This window comes from Desulfomicrobium orale DSM 12838, assembly GCF_001553625.1.
In the GTDB taxonomy this organism is placed as follows: domain Bacteria; phylum Desulfobacterota; class Desulfovibrionia; order Desulfovibrionales; family Desulfomicrobiaceae; genus Desulfomicrobium; species Desulfomicrobium orale.
The window spans coordinates 2,282,532-2,300,167 of the sequence record NZ_CP014230.1; the positions used below are offsets into that span (position 1 = coordinate 2,282,532).

At 46.2% G+C, this 17,636-nt stretch carries 13 protein-coding genes; 4 read left to right on the plus strand and 9 right to left on the minus strand.

The window, feature by feature from the left end; translation table 11 throughout:
• Positions 1–6: 6 nt before the first annotated feature.
• Genes AXF15_RS10670 through AXF15_RS10685 form a run of 4 tightly spaced genes read left to right on the plus strand, consistent with a single transcriptional unit; the run spans position 7 to position 4,921 of the window.
• Positions 7–2,340 (plus strand): YcaO-like family protein, encoded by a 2,334-nt coding sequence (locus AXF15_RS10670; RefSeq protein ID WP_169793652.1) that lies wholly within the window; start codon positions 7–9, stop codon positions 2,338–2,340.
• Positions 2,341–2,373: 33 nt separating this feature from the next.
• A complete protein-coding gene (locus AXF15_RS13630; RefSeq protein WP_211258978.1) occupies positions 2,374–3,357 on the plus strand; it encodes a lysylphosphatidylglycerol synthase transmembrane domain-containing protein in 984 nt (327 codons plus the stop codon).
• 42 nt (positions 3,358–3,399) lie between these two features.
• Positions 3,400–4,347, plus strand: coding sequence for an acyltransferase family protein (locus AXF15_RS13635; protein WP_083517999.1), 948 nt, complete (start codon positions 3,400–3,402; stop codon positions 4,345–4,347).
• Positions 4,247–4,921, plus strand: a complete 675-nt coding sequence (locus AXF15_RS10685) for an IS1595-like element ISDeor2 family transposase (protein WP_066601536.1) — start codon at positions 4,247–4,249, stop codon at positions 4,919–4,921. Before AXF15_RS13635 ends, AXF15_RS10685 begins: the two co-directional genes overlap by 101 nt.
• A gap of 347 nt (positions 4,922–5,268) precedes the next feature.
• On the opposite strand, the gene AXF15_RS10690 is transcribed toward AXF15_RS10685, so the two are convergent.
• From AXF15_RS10690 to AXF15_RS13645, 9 genes are all read right to left on the minus strand, one after another.
• Positions 5,269–6,948, minus strand: a complete 1,680-nt coding sequence (locus AXF15_RS10690; protein WP_066607196.1) for a M3 family oligoendopeptidase — start codon at positions 6,946–6,948, stop codon at positions 5,269–5,271.
• A gap of 27 nt (positions 6,949–6,975) precedes the next feature.
• Positions 6,976–10,089: an efflux RND transporter permease subunit gene (locus AXF15_RS10695; RefSeq protein WP_066607201.1), complete on the minus strand. Its 3,114-nt coding sequence runs from the start codon at positions 10,087–10,089 to the stop codon at positions 6,976–6,978.
• An 88-nt stretch (positions 10,090–10,177) separates the two neighbouring features.
• Complete coding sequence (locus tag AXF15_RS10700) at positions 10,178–11,080, minus strand: DUF4198 domain-containing protein (RefSeq protein ID WP_066607203.1); 903 nt, start codon at positions 11,078–11,080, stop codon at positions 10,178–10,180.
• A 233-nt stretch (positions 11,081–11,313) separates the two neighbouring features.
• Complete coding sequence (locus AXF15_RS10705; RefSeq protein ID WP_066607204.1) at positions 11,314–13,326, minus strand: TonB-dependent receptor plug domain-containing protein; 2,013 nt, start codon at positions 13,324–13,326, stop codon at positions 11,314–11,316.
• A gap of 30 nt (positions 13,327–13,356) precedes the next feature.
• Positions 13,357–13,917 carry a class I SAM-dependent methyltransferase gene (locus AXF15_RS13640; protein ID WP_083518001.1) on the minus strand — a complete coding sequence of 187 codons (561 nt, stop codon included), beginning with the start codon at positions 13,915–13,917 and terminating at the stop codon, positions 13,357–13,359.
• 53 nt (positions 13,918–13,970) lie between these two features.
• Positions 13,971–15,704 carry a hypothetical protein gene (locus tag AXF15_RS10710; protein WP_169793653.1) on the minus strand — a complete coding sequence of 578 codons (1,734 nt, stop codon included), beginning with the start codon at positions 15,702–15,704 and terminating at the stop codon, positions 13,971–13,973.
• A complete protein-coding gene (locus AXF15_RS10715) occupies positions 15,701–16,555 on the minus strand; it encodes a polysaccharide deacetylase family protein (RefSeq protein ID WP_066607208.1) in 855 nt (284 codons plus the stop codon). Before AXF15_RS10715 ends, AXF15_RS10710 begins: the two co-directional genes overlap by 4 nt.
• Positions 16,533–16,907, minus strand: coding sequence for a DUF2304 domain-containing protein (locus AXF15_RS10720; protein ID WP_066607211.1), 375 nt, complete (start codon positions 16,905–16,907; stop codon positions 16,533–16,535). Before AXF15_RS10720 ends, AXF15_RS10715 begins: the two co-directional genes overlap by 23 nt.
• Positions 16,908–16,912: 5 nt before the next feature.
• Entirely contained in the window at positions 16,913–17,617 is a 705-nt protein-coding gene (locus AXF15_RS13645) for a glycosyltransferase family 2 protein (RefSeq protein WP_083518003.1), read from the minus strand.
• Positions 17,618–17,636 lie beyond the last annotated feature (19 nt).

The window sequence follows — 17,636 nt, forward strand, 5'->3', positions numbered from 1 at the left end:
AAATTCATGAACAAGCAGGAATCCGTTTTGTACCCAAGTCCTTATGTGTCCGTCCTGAACAAAAGCTCTGACTTCATCGTCCTTGCCGTGAATGGAAAAATTAAAAAACTGACATGCAATACCGCTCTTTTGGACGATATTCTTTCCCATATCGGCCCTTCAGCAATTTTTCGGGATGTCGTGCAAGCATTTGCGGGCACATATCCATCTTCCGCATTGGAGCATTTTCTGAACACGCTCATTCGCGCGGAAGTTCTGGTGTGCAAAAACGGACAGAGTTTTACGCACACGCTCCGAAATGAGGGAATCGATCCGGCATCCTTCCACGATATCCTGCAAAAAAATCCCCCGCTCTTCATCGGCGACGGCGTTTTGGCCGAAGCGCTCCTATCTCTTGTAAAAAACACGGTCCCTGATTTTTTTTCCGCAAGGCTGCACAAGACGGACCTGCCGGGCGAGACGGACGGCGACTATACACAATGGGTCAAATTTTTTGAGCACCAGCTGAAAACCGGCGGACACACAGGGGCCGTCTTCTGCCCGGACACAGCCCCGCTGCAACACCTGGCCGCCCTGAATCAGGCCTGCCTGAACCTGCGCATTCCTTTCCTGCTCGCCTACTTTAACGGAAAGCATCTGATGTTGGGGCCTACGGTCGTTCCGTGGAAAAGTCCGTGCTATGCCTGCCTGATTCAGCACAGGCTCAACTTTATGCACAAGAACAATGCGCTGAGTTTGTCTTTCAGCGACGCACTGAAAATGACTGAAGCCTGGCCGCTGCCCGCCGGTCCATCCCAAACCGGGGCTGTCGCGTGGGCGGCCGGTCTGATTCTGGCGGAGCTGTACAGAGTTCTGCAGGAAAACATCTGCCCCCAATATCTCAGACGCCAGGTCCGCATTCCGCTGGACGGCAATTGCGCCTGCACGGAAATCTCCTTTGCGGCTCTGACCGTGTGCCCAGCATGCTCGGGCCTCAATCAAAAACTGACTCTGGGCAGGCCCGAAGCTTTACCGGCCCTGACAGGCATCAGCCTGAAAAAATCCGAAGTCCGGCATACGGACGGCGGCATGCGCACAATTAGCGGCGCAGAAGCCAGAAAAATCATTGACAGGGCTTTCGACAGACTCGGCCTGGCCGTTACGGTCAAGCAACTCAATGCAGGCCCGCTGGATAAAATTTTGCCGACATTCCGTACCCAAATTGAAGAATTTTACCGGGCGGATTTCCCTTTTGCCATCGCCCATAAAAATCAATGGGGAAAGGGGCTGAGTCCGGAGCAGGCTTTTCTGTCCGGATCTTTTGAACTGATCGAGAGAATATGCGCGGACTATTACGGGGATGTGGAAATGGTCAGGGCTTCCTACAGGGAAGTCCGAGACATGGCCGTCAATGTGGAAGCCAAGATCGGCACGGTCTATTGCGATTACGGGTTGGACAGATTTGATGCAAACATGCCCATAGACTGGGTCTGGGGGTATTCTCTGAGCACGCAGCGGCCGTTATTGGTGCCGGCATCCATGGTATATCTCACCAAAAATCTCTTTCTCGGCAATTTTCACCCCACTACATCCGGCGGCTTGGCTGCCGGCACCTCCATGGAAGACGCAATTCTGCAGGGGTTGTATGAAACCATTGAACACGATTCCTGGATGATCTACCAGGCCAATGCCGTAACACCTTCCCGTGTACGTCCGGAATCCATACCGGACTCCAGTTTGCAGGAAATCATAAAAAAAATACAGCATGCCGGTTATCAGGTCATCATCAACTACCTGCGCAACGACCTGGACATACCGGTATTTCGGACCTGGCTGGTCAACGAAAAAGACTACGTCAATTTTGCCTGCTGCGGTTATGGCGCCAATCTTGACCCGCTGATCGCCCTGAGCCGCTCCCTGACCGAGGCAAAACTTTCTTCACCGAGCCAGCAACAGCAGGAAAATCTTTGTTTTCGCTCTCCTTATACTGCGGATCTTATTCTGAATAAATCTTCCGTGTTCAGTCTATACCAATTTATGCAGACAGATGTGTTTCCGGAAAGCTTATACATAGATTTTCATGATATCAAAAATCATTCTACCGGCAGTATCGATGAGGATCTCCAGAAGACTGTTCAATTTATACAAAACAATATCGAGCAGACGAATATTATTTTCGTCAACCTGACCCAGGAAGTCTTCAATATCCCTGTCATCAAAACCATTGCTATTGGAATGCAAGGATGCTTTAAGCCTGTGCAATGCGCTCAGGACAGGTTGTTTTCCATGCCCAGAAAAATAGGCATTTCTGAAAAGAAATTGCGCTATATGGAGATATTCAATGGAAGTTATCCGCATTAAAATGAAAAATATAAAGGTTATATGCGGATTTTTATGTACGTTATCTTTGATGCTGATATTTATTCAGAATATCAACATCAAAGAATTATACGTCATGTTGTCCCATACAAATATCAAGGTATTGGGCATAGCCGTTGTTTTTTTTTCATCAGCTTCGCATGCAGGGCTGAGCGCTGGAGAATCAGCCTGCTTCACGCCAATCCGGATTTGCGCTGGAGCACCTGCGCCGGGCCGCTGATGCTATGCGCGGCAGCCAATAATATTTTGCCCCTCAGAGCCGGTGATATATTGCGTATTTTCGCATTCAACCAGGCCCTGAAAATAAACACGACCACATCCTGCGCAGCCCTTTTTGCGGAAAGGTTGCTGGAAGTATTCATGCTGGTGACCTTTCTCGGCCTTGCCTTGATCTGTTTCCGGGCGGAAGCTCCAGACTTCTTGCGAATCAGCGGAAGCATTCTGGTTGCATCCGGAATAGCTGTTTTCCTTCTGCTGCTTGTTTTCCCCCCTGTGTTCCAACCCCTGTTCTTCCGACTGGCCGAGCTTGCGGCCGGACTTTTCCCAAAAGCCGGCACCATCCTGCGTACTGAATTTCAAAAATTTTTCGCGCTGCTGGAATATACTTCCAGGGGCAGCACCATGGCTCGCCTTCTTTTATGGTCCGTACTCGCTTGGGTCACGGAGGGCCTTGTCTTCTGGTTTGCCGCCCTGGCCTTGCCGTCCGTGGACAACCATCTTGCCGCGTGGCTGGCCTTCCCGGCGGGAACCCTGGCAACGGCCATCCCCAGCGCGCCGGGATATATGGGCACCTTTGATTACGCTACGGCCCGCGCCATGGATTATCTGGGCAACTCCGCAGCCGGCTCGGCCGCTTATGCGCTTCTGGTTCATGCCGTACTCTGGCTGCTGCCGTTACTCGCTGGATATGGATACCTGCTCTTACATACTGATTCAAAACAGCTTATGACACATCTTGGAAATATATTACGAGCAAAATCTGAAAAATTTCATTCGTAATATTTTTGCCGTCTATCGGAACCATTTTAACGGAGTCATGTAATGAAAAAAAGCACCTATCAATACGAACTTGATGTGTTGCGAATTATGGGAGCAATCAGTATTGTATTATTTCATTATACCTTCAGAGGATATGCCGCAGATAATATGTCGATTTTGTCTTTTCCGTTTTTAGGAGAGATATTCAAATATGGATGCTTTGGAATATTTATTTTTTTCATTTTGAGTGGATATACTATCATTCTTTCATCTCGCAATAAAAATTTTTTTGATTTTCTATATTCCAGAGTACTCAGACTATATCCATCATTTTGGATTGCTGTGTGCATAACCAGCATAGCTGCACTACTATTTGAAAGCGATCAATATCATGTTGATCTAAAACAATTTTTTTTAAATTTAACTATGCTTGGTGATTATATTGGAGTACCTCCTGTTGATGGCGCTTATTGGTTTCTATTTGTTATAATTAAGTTTTACTTCATAGTATCATTAATAATATTACTGAATTTAATGAGATTTCAAAAATATATAGCAGGGATATGGCTTGCCTTATCCTTGATAACACTTTTCTACGACGGTTATAAGATATATAAATTTCTCATTATGCCAGGATGTTCTTCTTTTTTAATATCAGGAATGATTTTCTGCGCAGCTAAACAGGAAGGATGGGACATCTATAAAATCATTGTACAAATCACTTCTTTCGCACTCTCTTTATATACTATCAATAACTACACACACTTTTTCAATAAATATTTTTCAACAGATATGTCATTATACATTATGGTTCTGATAATAACGTTTATATACTTATTAATGTATATTTTAACAATAGGGTCATGCCTAGTCCATGAGTCTCCATTCGACTATAAGGCTAGTCACGACAATGAAAAACAAGTATGCGAAGCGTTCAAGAATTTCAGAGGCCAAAGTCCGACAAATAGTGAAGCTGTTTGCCGTGGATTTGAATGCCCTGCAGATAGCTGAAATAGCCGGGGTAAATCGTAATACCGCGAACCGTTATCTGGCTGCTTTCCGAGAGAGGATTGCCCGGTTCTGCGAGGCGGAGTCTCCTGTTCAAGGCGAAGTTGAGGTTGATGAAAGCTATTTTGGCGCACGCCGCGTTAAAGGAGTCAGAGGCCGAGGAGCCAAGGGCAAAACCATTGTGTTCGGCTTATTCAAGCGTGAAGGTCGCGTTTGTACCGAAATTGTCCCGGACTGTTCAAAAATCACCCTCCAAGGGATCATCCGGGGCCGCGTGAAACTTGAAAGCATTATTCACTCTGATGGCTGGCGCGGCTATGATGGTCTCGTAGACCTAGGCTACCAAAAACACTTCCGGGTTGAGCATGGCAACAATGAATTTGCCAATAAAAACTCACACATTAACGGCATTGAGAGCTTCTGGACTTTTGCCAAAACACGACTTGTTCGTTTTAGGGGTTTGCCCAAGCACACTTTTTACTTTCATTTGAAAGAATGTGAATTTCGCTTTAACCATAGAAACGAAGATAGTTATAAACTTCTGCTCAAAATGCTCAGAGAAAATCCACTCAGCTAGGCATGACCCTAACAATAAAATATAGATATATTGTATTACCTGGATATGTTATTACGCTGAGCGCAAGCACATATCCTCTCTACTTGATTCATCAGAATTTCGGATTCATGATATTCAATCATTTTGGAGAATCTGTAAATAAATACATCATGCTTTCAGCAACTTCTGTATTTATGATTTTTCTTTCCATATCTATATCAAAATATCTTGATCCGCTTTTACGCAAGCTGCTGATTCGTATTATTCCGTATAAGTTGACAAAAAATAAATCTTCCTAACAGATTTTCCTGCAAAAAGTCAGACGGCGCGAAATGGAGATCGCAACTCAGTAAAATTTTTACCTTCTGCTAAGTCCATTTTCCAATCGACTGGACGACAAACTCCTCAGGAAATCCAAATTCAACTCCGGCAGCGCGATAAAGATTTCTTAAACCTTCACTTCCCCCAAGAGATAGTGCGTTCCAATAATTATCAACACATCTCTGCTTATTATTTTGATATATATTCAATAATTGCAACGCGCCGGCATATGCAAAGGCATAGGTGATAAAATAAAACGGAGCCTCAAACACAAGAGATGTCTGATGGTATGTTGTTTTGACTAGCTCATTGGAATAATCAACAAGCCCCCCGTATTCATGCTGTAAAGAGGCCCAATATTCTCTTCTGTCCTCAACGCTATGATCGGGGTGGGTATATACCCATTGCTCAAAGGAATTGATGTGAGCAATGCCCGTCAGACGAGCAATCATCTTCTGAAAATATTGTTTTCCAGCCCACAGGGTATCGTCGGCATCATTGTAAAAAACATCCAAGTGATTCACGCCCATGACTTCCATGCCCCGGGCAGCCAGCTCGCTCATTTCCAGAGGCGGCAGGCTTGTATGCGAAGAATCCGCCATGGCCAAGTAGTGAAAAGCATGTCCTGCTTCATGGAGAAAAGTGATCACATCCTGCTGTGAACCCGTGGCGTTCATGAAAATAAAAGGCAGGCCGCTCTCCTCCAGGTTCACGCAATAGGACCCCGGTGCCTTTCCCTGCCGACTGTCGAGGTCCATCAGTCCGTTCCGGCACAGAATTTCAAAGCAGTCTCCAAAGCGCGGATCAATCCGCGAAAAAACCATCCGGGATTTTTCCATCAATTCCCCTGTCCCTTGAAACGGTCTGAGCGGTTCCATCCCGTCTTCGTCACAGAACAGGTCAAAAGGTTTTAAGACACCGATCCCAAGCTTTGTTTTCCTTTCCTCCTGTATGTTTTTCAGCAGGGGAACAATCTGCTTTCTGCACAATGCATGAAAAGAAGCGCAGTCCTGCGGACCATAATCAACTCTTTTCTGGGCATGGAAAAGATATTCCATATAATCTGCAAACCCGGTGCGCACAGCCAGCTGTGTGCGCAGATGCAGCAGGCGTGTAAAAATGTCTTCCACCTCATCCTGAATCCGCATCCATTGCGCCGCCTCCAGCTCCCATATTTCTTTGCGAACAGTCCGGTCAGGGCTGCGCAAATATCCGGATATTTCATGTCTGGTCAGCGTTTCTCCCCTGTAAGAAATACTTATTTTGGAGGTCAGGCGCTGATAGGCCGCCTTTGCTTCACTTTCTTCCACCTTCAGGTGTAAATCCCTGCTGTGCAACACTTTTCTGTTCTTTTGCACATCTTTGAAATACACGGAATACTCTCCATGCCTCATCTGCTCTCTGCATGGAACCTGATTTAATTTATGATGTAATTTCTGAAATTCCCTTTTATATTTTGGTTCAATTTCACGACAGAAATGCCGATATCGACGCGCTCTGTCCGTGTCATCCGTTCGGCAGGTGAAGTGAATATAACGCATGTTTTTTTCCTGATGCAACACAGCCTTAAGTTCATTCATTTTCCGTATCCATTTCTTCGCATCTGCTTCCGTATGGATATCTTCTTCCAGCAAAAGCAGGAAAAGCGATTCAATATCACCCCATGAATCCAGGTTTATGTTTTCAGGAACAAAATTTCTTTTTCTTTTATTAATTTTGACTTCCATTCTGATATTTCCTTGCATAATGAATACTCAAATATCCTCTGACACAGATTTTCTGGAAAAAAACCGTACAATCATCACGAAAAAAAGCGGGATGAAAAAAATGGCCAAAAGTGTGGCAAAAAGTACTCCGCCGAAAACGCCGGTACCGATGGCGTGGCGGCTGTTGGCTCCGGCCCCGGTACTGACGACCAAGGGCAGCACGCCGAGCATGAAGGCCTGGGAGGTCATCAGAATGGGACGCAGCCGCTGGTGCGCGGCGCGGATGGTGGATTCGAGCAGGTTATGGCCCTTGTCCACCCGCCGTTTGGCGAACTCCACGATCAGGATGGCATTTTTTGCAGACAGGCCAATGGTGGTCAGCAGGCCCACCTGGAAATAGATGTCGTTTTCCAACCCTCGCATCCAGGCCGCCACCAGCGCACCCAGTACTCCCAGCGGCACGGCCAGCATGACGGAAAAAGGCACGGTCCAGCTCTCATACAAAGCCGCCAGACAGAGAAAGACCACAATCAGCGAGAAGGCATACAAAAAAGGAGCCTGAGCGCCGGACTGCAGTTCCTGATAAGACGCGCCCGTCCATTCATGACCAAACCCGCCCGGAAGTTCACTGATAGTCGCGGCAATAGCCTGCATGGCCTCGCCGCTGGACCGGCCCAAAGCCGGTTCTCCCATGATTTCTAAGGCCGGACTGCCGTTAAAGCGCTCAAGCTTGGGTGCGCCATGCGACCAGGAGGCAGAGACAATGGAGGAAAAAGGCACCATATTCCCGCTGTCGTTGCGGATGTGCCAGATATTGATGTCTTTGGGCGTCATGCGGAAAGGAGCGTCCGCCTGGAGATAGACCTTCCTGAGCCTGCCCCGTAGGATGAAATCGTTGACATAGGCCGAACCCCAGGCCAGCCGCAGGGTGGTATTGATATCCTCCACCCGCAGCCCCAGGGCCATGGCTTTTTCGTAGTCAACCTGCAGGGCGTACTCCGGTGTGTCTTCCATACCATTGGCCCGCACCCAGGCCAGATCCGGATTTTTGCCCGCCATGTCCAGAAGCTGATCACGCGCTTCCATCAATCGGGCATGGCCCAGACCGTTCACATCCTGCAGGAACAGGTTAAAGCCCGAAGCCCGACCCAAAGACGGCATCCCCGGCAGATTGAAGGCGGAAAGCTGTGCTTCTTTCATTCCGGAGAAGAACTGCCTGGTCCGGGCAATGACGGCGTCCACGGATTGCTCCGTACCCTTGCGCTTGCTCCAGTCTTTCAACATGACAAATATCATGCCCATGTTCTGGCCCTCTCCGGCAAAACTGAAGCCCGTGATGGCAAAGACATGCTCCACATTTTCCCTTTCATGCTCCAGCAGATGGGCGCTGACCTGATCCAGCACGGCCTGGGTCCGCTCCACCGTGGCCCCGACGGGCAGCTGGGCGGATGCCATGAAAACGCCCTGGTCCTCCTGCGGAATAAAGGAGACGGGCAGTTGGATAAAAAGGCCGGCTATCGCCCCGATCAGAACCAAATAAATCAGGCTGAAACGCAGAGCTCGATTTGCGATGTAGCCGACGCTGAGACCATAGCGATGGGTGGTTCTTTCAAAAGCGCGGTTGAACCAGGACCACACTGCTGATTTTCTGTTATGTCCGGCTGAAGGTTTGAGCATGGTGGCGCACAGGGCCGGAGTCAGAATAACAGCCACAAGGACCGACAGGACCATGGCGGAAACAAGGGTAATGGAAAACTGGCGGTAAATGGCGCCGGTGGACCCTTTGAAAAAGGCCATGGGCACGAACACCGCCGACAGGACCAAGGCCACGCCGATCAAAGCCCCGGTAATCTGGCGCATGGATTTTCGAGTCGCTTCCCGCGGCGGCAGTCCTTCTTCCGCCATGATCCGCTCCACATTTTCCACCACCACAATGGCGTCGTCCACCAGCAGGCCAATGGCCAACACCAAGCCAAACATGGTCAGAGTGTTGATGGAAAACCCCAGGACAGACATGATGCCAAAGGTGCCCAGCAGCACCACCGGGATGGCAATGGCCGGAATGAGCGTGGTCCGAAAATTCTGAAGAAAAAGATAGACGACCAGGACCACCAGGATAACGGCCTCCACCAGAGTATGGACGATCTCCCTGATGGAGACCTCAACGAATTTTGTGGTGTCGTAAGGATAAACAACCTCGATTCCCGGCGGAAAAGAAGGGCTCAGCTCCCTGATCTTCTGTTTGATTTTTCGGGCTGTTTCCAGGGCGTTGGCGCCAGGAGCCAGGCGGACAGATGCTCCAGCGGCAGGCTGTCCGTTCAGGGTCGCGCTGGTGGAATAATATTCCGCGCCAATCTCCACTCTGGCCACATCTTCAAGGCGCACTCGTGAACTGTCGCTATTCACTTTGAGCAGAATGCGGGCAAACTCTTCGGGAGAGTTGCACAGGGTCTGGGCAGTGAGGGAAAAGGTGGATTGCTGGCCGGGTACAATGGGGGTACCGCCCAGACTGCCCACGGCCACCTGACTGTTCTGGTTGCGGATGGCCTGGGCCACTTCAGCCGGAGTCAGGCTGTAGCTGTGGAGCTTGTACGGATCGAGCCAGACACGCATGGCGTATTGGGCTCCATAGAGATCCAGGCGGCCCACACCGGCAATCCTGCTGATGGGATCGCGCAGATGGGACGCAAAAAAATCCACCAGGTCATAATTTTCATGGGAGCCGTCCAAAGACCTGATGGCGACGGTCAGCAGCGAAGCCATGCCAGACTTGCGGACCTGGACGCCCTGGTTCTGTACAACCTGTGGCAGGAGAGACATCACGCCCTGCAGTTTGTTCTGGACCTGAATCTGGGCGATATCCGGGTCGGTGCCTGCCTCAAAGGTCAGCACGACTTCACCCCAGCCCGCAGACGAGCTTTGCGAGTATATGTGCTGAAAATTATCCAAGCCAGTCATGGCCTGTTCAATGATCTGGATAACGCTGTTTTCAACAACTTCCGCCGATGCTCCGGGATACTCGGCGGAAATGGTCACCGCAGGTGGAGCGATTTCTGGGTATTGCGCTACAGGCAAGGTGGTCACGGCCAGCGTCCCAGCCAACATGACGGCAATGGCCAGCACCCAGGCAAAGACAGGCCGGTCAATGAAAAATTGGGCCATAAATTTGGAGTGGATGTACTGTTCAAAGCCATAAAGTTCAGAAAGTTCACGGCCTTCTGAACTTTATGGCTGCTTCACATCTGGTCTGTTATTGACGAACAAAAAAAGTAACTGTCGTGTTGTAGCCGACCTCCAGAGCCTTTCCCACCAGTTCCGCAGGTCCATCTTCTTTTGTGACTGGTTTACGCATTCTGACTGTGGCCAGCCATTTGCCCGGAGCGGTCACGCGGATTTTGGCGATTCCCTTGGAAATACGTCCTTGCAGACCATAATTTCCGTCAGCGCCGTACTGCTCCCCGTAAGCTTCGAGCACGGGCAGGCCGCTGCTGAAATCCGCCTCCAAGGGCTGACCGAGCATCAGCACTTTGAATTCCACTTCATCACCCACACGGACTTTGGACAAATCCGTTAACGGTATCATTTCCAGATCATGTCCCACTGGTTTGGGTTCACTCCATGCCCCCACAGGCACAAAAGCCTTGGCGAAACTTTGAAACCGCCAGCACAGTTTGACTTCTTTCGCGTCCTTGATCTGATCGAGCGTTTTCCTCCCCCATTTTTCCCGTCCCTGCTGGTCGGTCCAGACGGCGAACTGCGTTTTCTTAATGGAAGCCGCGATCTGGTATGTGCCCTGAGGGGAGTTTTCATTGAATAAAACTTTGCGGGCGTATGCGTCGCCCGCAAGCATCTTTCCGCCGGGAAAGTTCGCAGTGCTTTTCCCTTCATTCCCCCCAGCAGCCTTGTTCGTATCCGGAGAAAAAGGGAAATCCATTTTTTTCAAGCCAGGGTCGTAAATCGCATATGTATCCAGCATATCGCCTTGTAAAAAATCATCCATGGGCATGGCGTGTCCCCAACCGATATTGGCGACAATGCTTCCCGGCGGATGGGCCATGGATTCGGTTATGTTCACGAAAAAGTTATGCGCCGAGGCGTGATTTGCTCCCAAGAGCGTCAGCAACAGAATGAAAAGGACAAGCTTCTGTTTCATAGTTCCTCCGTTTTTGAAGTTTAGTTTTGTTCCAATTCCAGATCAAAGATGTGCGAAGGCCGGACGAATACGACGCAGGCTGTCTTTGCATGTCGAAGAGCATTCACCGCTGCCCTGCCGACAAGACCTCTCCCCCTTGAAAGAGGGGAAGTGGCGAGGAGAACGCGTTGATATGGAATCGGAATGGCGCGTCCACTCTTCATCCGGCTGAAGTCCGAGCGGATAATGCAGGCCTAGAATTCAACTCGGAGCGCAACTCCTGTCTGATAATTCCTGCCCTCCGCCAACCCAGGGGTGGCCCCTTCGTAATATTCCTCGTCGGTCAGGTTGTTGATCGTCACATACGGCTCCACCACGACATTGTCCGTCAGGCTATATTTATATAATGCCTTGAAATTCAAGATAGTTTTACCGTTCGACGGGTGATACGCCCCCAAATATCGGTATCCGGAACTATTTTTATACTTACCCAGTCTGAGCGCGCTCAAATCCGCAGAAAATCCTTTCAGGTCATGAATACTAACGCCATATGAAAGCACTTCATCCGGTTGTCCAAATAACCTTTTGCCCTTGCCCTTATCTTCCCTCTTCTGTGTTGAATAGGATGAATAAAAACTCAACCAATCCGTGGGGAACACTTCCAACTTGGCCTCCATACCCTCGACATTTGCTTTATTGATATTGTAAAATCTACGATGCATTCCGTATTTTGATTGGACAGCAAGCATATCTGTATAGTCTGTGTCAAAGTAGCTAAATTCAAAGTTTCCCCAACGCGATAATCTTTGCTTAAGCCCAACTTCCCATCCCTTGGCTTTTTCGGGCTTTATATCCGGATTCGGATCTATAAATGCATTGCCGAGCATTTGAACAGCGGAAGGGGGATTAAACGCTTCGGTATAGGAAGCCCAAAGCGTGGTGTAATCATAATTTGTGTTGGCAAAGGGAAAGTAGGACAAGGAAAATCTGGGACTGGTCGAGCTTTTTGAGCTGGACTCGTCATAGGTATACCGATCGTACCTGACCCCGGCGATGGCCAAAATCTGATCTACGGGGCGGTATTCTACCTGACCATAAGGTGCGTAAACGGTTTCCGTTTCTTTGTTTCGGTACGAGAATTTGTGATTTTTTATAGCAAGCCAATCCAGCTTTGTTGTTTTATGTTGCACGCCTGCAACAATTCGCAACTTCTCATCTGGCAGCAGATTTAATGTTCCACGAATTTCATTCTGAAAAAACTTGTTTTCCATTTCTGTATAGTTTTGACGACTCAAGTAATCATTGAGATCAGTCATCCCCCATCCATTATAACCATAAACATAGTCATAGTTATTTTCACCAATACCGCTTGTGAGGTAGAGTGAAAACAAATCCTCAAAATCGCCATTGTAGCTTAAATTTACGCTCTGATAAAGAGCTTCTCCATCCCAGATCTTATGATCATAAGCTTTAAGTTTTTTGTACCATTGCCCCTTTCCTCCACCAATGTGGCGGGCTTCGTTATAGGTATAGTCCAGCGTAAGGGAATGGCTATCGTTAAAGTCGTAATCAAGCCTAGTGTAGAAATTTTTTCTGTCGGATTCGCCATAAGGTATTTTACCTTTGGGGGTTTTAAACTCATCTTTCTTGTCTCCATAAAGGCTGATAATGTAAGAGACGTTCCCAACCCCACCCCCTGTAGTCATACTTCCCAGCAGGGATTTGCCGCTCCCGAAGCCGGACTTGATATTCAGAAACGGGTTATCCTTATCCCCTTTCTTCATGATGATGTTTACTGCACCGCTGATAGCCCGCCCGCCGTGCATGGTGGATTGCGGACCTTTAAGCACTTCGATTCGTTCAATCCCCTCCATGCCGACAAGCCCCGGATCAAGTCCGTAATTTGTCGCAAAATGCCTGCTGTCCCTGCCGTTTATTAAAATCGACGGCATGAATCCGCGAATTTTAATATCGCCCCAGCCCATGCCGCCCCCTGTAGAGAGAGTTGTAGTGCCGGGAATTGTTTTCAGAGCGTCAAAGATGTTGTCCGCATTGGCTTTTATCGCCAAGTCTTCACTGGTCAGCACATCTATACTCGCCGGTGCTTCAGATGTCTTCATTTCCGTCTTGGTCGCCGTGACCACCACATCATCCAGTTTAACCGTCTTTCCTTGAGTCTTATCGGCGGGATTGCCTTGAACTTCCGCCGCAAAACTTTGCAGCGCAAAACTCAAAACCAAGAATAAAGCCAAAATACCTCTTCGCATTTCGCTCTTCCCCCTCTATGCATTATCAGGTTAAATGTTCACGTACATAAAAACATCAACAAGAAAGTTTACTCTGCGCCTGAATGCTAATTTTATATTTGATGATAAATGCATATCGTCGTCATATAATTCAACATTATCACCCATAATATTATGAAATATAGCATATATATACCCAATCATACATCTTCTAGGTGTTATGATAATTATTTTTCCATTTTTATTTAATATTTTAGCGCATTTATTTATAGCGCTGAATTTATTTTCTATAAATTCAAATGACCCAGAAAACAATACAACATCAAACTTATCTTCTACAATAAAGTTTTCTATACTTGTATTACAGCATTTTATTTTTTTTGATAAGCAGAATTGATACATTTCAATATCCGGATCGATACCCATGTAAAACTTATCTTTTGGAATTATTGATGTATATATTCCTGTTCCACAGCCTACATCTAAAATAGATTTGTATTCTATGTTATCCAGTATTAACTTAACAGAATTCATTTCTTTTTTAAGAATATAAGAAAATGGTCCGCTCTGTCTAAACCAGTCATAATTTTTTGGATTATTATAATAAATCATAATCTTTTAATACTCTACGATGATTTGTTACGTATGAAAACAAATACATAAGACTACATATAGTCTTGCGCATATATTCTCTGTAAATTTCCACTTGGTTCGTCGTATAGATAATAATCTCTCTCAGGAAAACATTTCATCAATTCAATATTTCTTGCGCCCAGGTCGTTGGCCATGATTGTTTCCGCCTGCTCAAGGACAGGATCATTCTGGACAAGCTCAAGATACATCCAGGTATCCGCTCCGTACCGGGCAAATATAATTTTAGGACCTTCCGGCAATGCATCCCGGGCCTGATAAAACTGCTTGTAATAGCCATGAAATTTTTCAACTTTGAAAACGTAAAATGCCGGAAGCACCAGAAAAAAACAAAACCCTACTATCAAGGCCGGGTTCAGCAATATGCTCTGCCTGCGCCCTGAAGAAATTCTCATGAGTGCACGCAATCGCGTCAGCCCCAAAAAGCCCAGGCCGATCACGGCAAAGGTAATTCCCGACGAATAAACCAGCTGATAGCCCACGGCATAAAGGACATATACGGCATGGCTCAAAGGCCAGAAAACAAGGGCTTTGAGAGATTGCTTGCGAAGTCGCCCACTGAACACCCAGGGTATTCCCGCTAAAATCGCGCCCCAAGGGGCCATTGAAAAAAACAACAACGGAAGCCGATACTGAAACCATTGTGAAAGTACGGAATGCGTATTGTAGTTATTATACCCTTCACTTGTGCTGACGTATTGCCGGTGATGATGGGCAACAGGGGTATCAAATGGTTTGTCCTGTTTGTTTTCCGGAGCATGTATCCAATACGATTCCGGACAATAATTCTGAAAAAACACAGTATATGGTCCTGTCAGAAAACTGCCTACAGTGACCTTGTTATATCCCATCAGCAACAGCGGTCCAAGACACATGAAAACACAGATCCCTGCCAGATTGGATTTAACGGCCCATGTCTTCCTGATGCGCATCTGAGTCAGAATATACAGAACAGCAGCCAAACCCAAGCCCACTGCATCAAAAGGACGAGCCAGAAAATTTGCGGCCAGAAAAAAGCCCGCAGCAGCCGCCCATTTCCAGGAAAAATTTTTCCCATACCGGATCACACATCCGAACAACAGGGGCGAGAAAAGAAAAACAGCTGCGCTGGAATAATAATTAGCACCTTCCACAAGGCCTTGCATGGTCGTCCCGACGACCAGGGCCACCAACACAGATACGGGAGGTCCGAGCACGGGCCGCAAGGCCCAATAGATCGCAAAGATAGAGGCCAGCAGAATCAAAGGCGGAATAAGTTGGGGAAACCCGATGACAAAACCCCACATCAGCAGAGCAGGGTATCCGGGAAAAGATTTGGCAATGTAAGCAGGATCCGTAAGAATATAGTATGAATAAAAAAATTCCCGAATAGGCGGGACCGGATTTGTCAATCTCCATGCAGCAAATGTTTTTGCATGAAAAATATATGTTGCTTCATCGTTTGTTGCTCCTGTTTCGCTATATACAAATACAGTTATAAGCAGATAAACAACACATATGGTCATTCCGCAAACCGTCAAGCATGTGACAGGACGCTTCCGTAAACATCTCCATATATAATTACTCTCCTCAACCATTACTCTTTTTCTGCTTCTTTTTGCAAAAATAAAATATATGCAGACAATGATCGGAGCAATGACAGATGCAGACTTTGTCAATGATGCATATACAGTTTTTCCTCCCCAATGAAACAATACGGAAAGAAGAACAGCAAAAAATATTATGAAAATTATATGAATACGCTTCAATTTAACTCTCCATTTTGAGACAAGTAATTTTTTATACTTGTAAAGGAAAACTCTTTGCTTATTTTTTCTATCTTTCCATGCATATTTTTTATATTTGCGTATTGAATAAAATAATCTCTGTATTTCATTTTTATTCTCGGCTGTTCAGCATCAAATTCCCATGGATGAAAATAAACAACAACAGGTTTTCCATATTTATTATTGTTCTTGATAAAATATCTGACAAAAATTACCGGCATTGTGCGCAAGAAAAAACCTCCGCTGAAAGGTATGCGTTTTCCTGAAAAATGCATTACCGACGGAGGAATCTCCACTATTGTTCGCTCCTGATCCACGGAATATCTATGAATACATGTGGGTACTTCATTGTCTCCATAGAGAAATGTTTTAAACGGAAACAGACTGGAATCGTATTCAATTCCCTCTTCCGCGAGAATTCGCCAGAACCATTCAAACTCCTTCCTTGCGGACCAGGATGGAGCGCGATACCCACGAATCCGTTCTCCTGTCAGCTCGGCCAGCACTTTCAGGGAACGTTGCAGATCGCTGCGAAACTCCTCCGGGCTTTGATTGTAGACCAGCTTGTGGGCATATCCATGACTGGCAATCTCGTGTCCTTCCGCATGAATTTTTTTTATGAGTTCAGGAAACTTTTCAGCTACATGCCCCAGAACAAAAAAAGTCGCCGTGCAGTTGTTTTTTCTGAATATCGCCAATATTTCTTCTGCAGGCTCCAGAATGCGGGAATCAAAGCTGTCCCATTGAGAAATATCCGCCCCAATCAGACTGGGATGATACCAGTCCTCCAGATCGCACGTCATGATATTTTTATTTACCGGCATGTTCTTCATTATATTTTTTTTCCAGCTCTTCGATAAATGCACGATTCAACGATGCTTCCTGGTTCAGGATACTGCATTTCTCCTTCAGTTTTGAAATTTCAATTGAAAAATAAAATAATATTAAAATTATAAAAGATATTGCCAAAGCAAAAAATAGTGCAGGAGGATATTCCACTTTAAAAAAACATGCTATCTGATCAGCTTTTTCTTCAAAAACAGCCACAAGAAATACAGAAATACTCGATATAATCCAAAGAATTGATATTTCAATCCTCATATATCTTTTAGATATAAATTTAAGCACGATGAGAAGCATAATTATGCTTAAAAAAATAAGGCAAATTTGTACACTGAACGGCATAAAAATCACCTTGAATATTTCCTGGTATGCACAATATATAGAGATAAAAGAATTTTTATAATATAATATAATGGCTTAATGCCGCTATGAATTGATTTTCCCTGCCTGTTTTCATACATGACAACCGGAATTTCTTTTATCCTTGCGCCTGAATGAATGAGATAAACAAGAACATCCGCATCCGGAAAGTCCGAAGGAAAAAAATCATTTCTGGCATAGGAGTGAACCACTTTTTTGGATAACGCCTGATAACCTGATGTAGGATCCGTAATTTTTCTTCTGGTCAGAAGATAAATCAGAATCTGAAAAAATCTTAACCCGATTTTTCTGACTAATTGCATTCTGTATCCTGAATCTTCCAGAAACCTGGAACCAATTGCCAAGTCCGCATGGTTGCGTTCTATTTCCGTTACCAATGCGGAGATATGCTCCGGGTCATGCTGCCCGTCTCCATCAAGTTGAATAACGATGTCGTAGTTTTTGTGAAGAGCGTACTTATATCCTGTTTGCAGAGAAGCCCCGTATCCTGCACGCAGCACGTGATTGACGACATAGGCGTTCTCATACTTTGCAATTTCTTCTGTTTTATCATCAGAGCAATCATTTATTACCAAAACATCCAGATTTCTATGATTCTTGCGTATTCCCCTGATTACTTTTCCAATATTTTTTTCCTCATTGTATGAAGGTATGATAACTATCTTCTTCATAATTTTTTCTCCAAATTAA

What these genes read in the sequence shown, in the direction of transcription:
- AXF15_RS10670 (WP_169793652.1), top strand. Translation starts at nt 7, where the DNA reads ATGAACAAGCAGGAATCCGTTTTGTACCCAAGTCCTTATGTGTCCGTC.
- AXF15_RS13630 (WP_211258978.1), top strand. Translation starts at nt 2,374, where the DNA reads ATGTACGTTATCTTTGATGCTGATATTTATTCAGAATATCAACATCAA.
- AXF15_RS13635 (WP_083517999.1), top strand. Translation starts at nt 3,400, where the DNA reads ATGAAAAAAAGCACCTATCAATACGAACTTGATGTGTTGCGAATTATG.
- AXF15_RS10685 (WP_066601536.1), top strand. Translation starts at nt 4,247, where the DNA reads ATGAAAAACAAGTATGCGAAGCGTTCAAGAATTTCAGAGGCCAAAGTC.
- AXF15_RS10690 (WP_066607196.1), bottom strand. Translation starts at nt 6,948, where the DNA reads ATGGAAGTCAAAATTAATAAAAGAAAAAGAAATTTTGTTCCTGAAAAC.
- AXF15_RS10695 (WP_066607201.1), bottom strand. Translation starts at nt 10,089, where the DNA reads ATGGCCCAATTTTTCATTGACCGGCCTGTCTTTGCCTGGGTGCTGGCC.
- AXF15_RS10700 (WP_066607203.1), bottom strand. Translation starts at nt 11,080, where the DNA reads ATGAAACAGAAGCTTGTCCTTTTCATTCTGTTGCTGACGCTCTTGGGA.
- AXF15_RS10705 (WP_066607204.1), bottom strand. Translation starts at nt 13,326, where the DNA reads ATGCGAAGAGGTATTTTGGCTTTATTCTTGGTTTTGAGTTTTGCGCTG.
- AXF15_RS13640 (WP_083518001.1), bottom strand. Translation starts at nt 13,917, where the DNA reads ATGATTTATTATAATAATCCAAAAAATTATGACTGGTTTAGACAGAGC.
- AXF15_RS10715 (WP_066607208.1), bottom strand. Translation starts at nt 16,555, where the DNA reads ATGAAGAACATGCCGGTAAATAAAAATATCATGACGTGCGATCTGGAG.
- AXF15_RS10720 (WP_066607211.1), bottom strand. Translation starts at nt 16,907, where the DNA reads ATGCCGTTCAGTGTACAAATTTGCCTTATTTTTTTAAGCATAATTATG.
- AXF15_RS13645 (WP_083518003.1), bottom strand. Translation starts at nt 17,617, where the DNA reads ATGAAGAAGATAGTTATCATACCTTCATACAATGAGGAAAAAAATATT.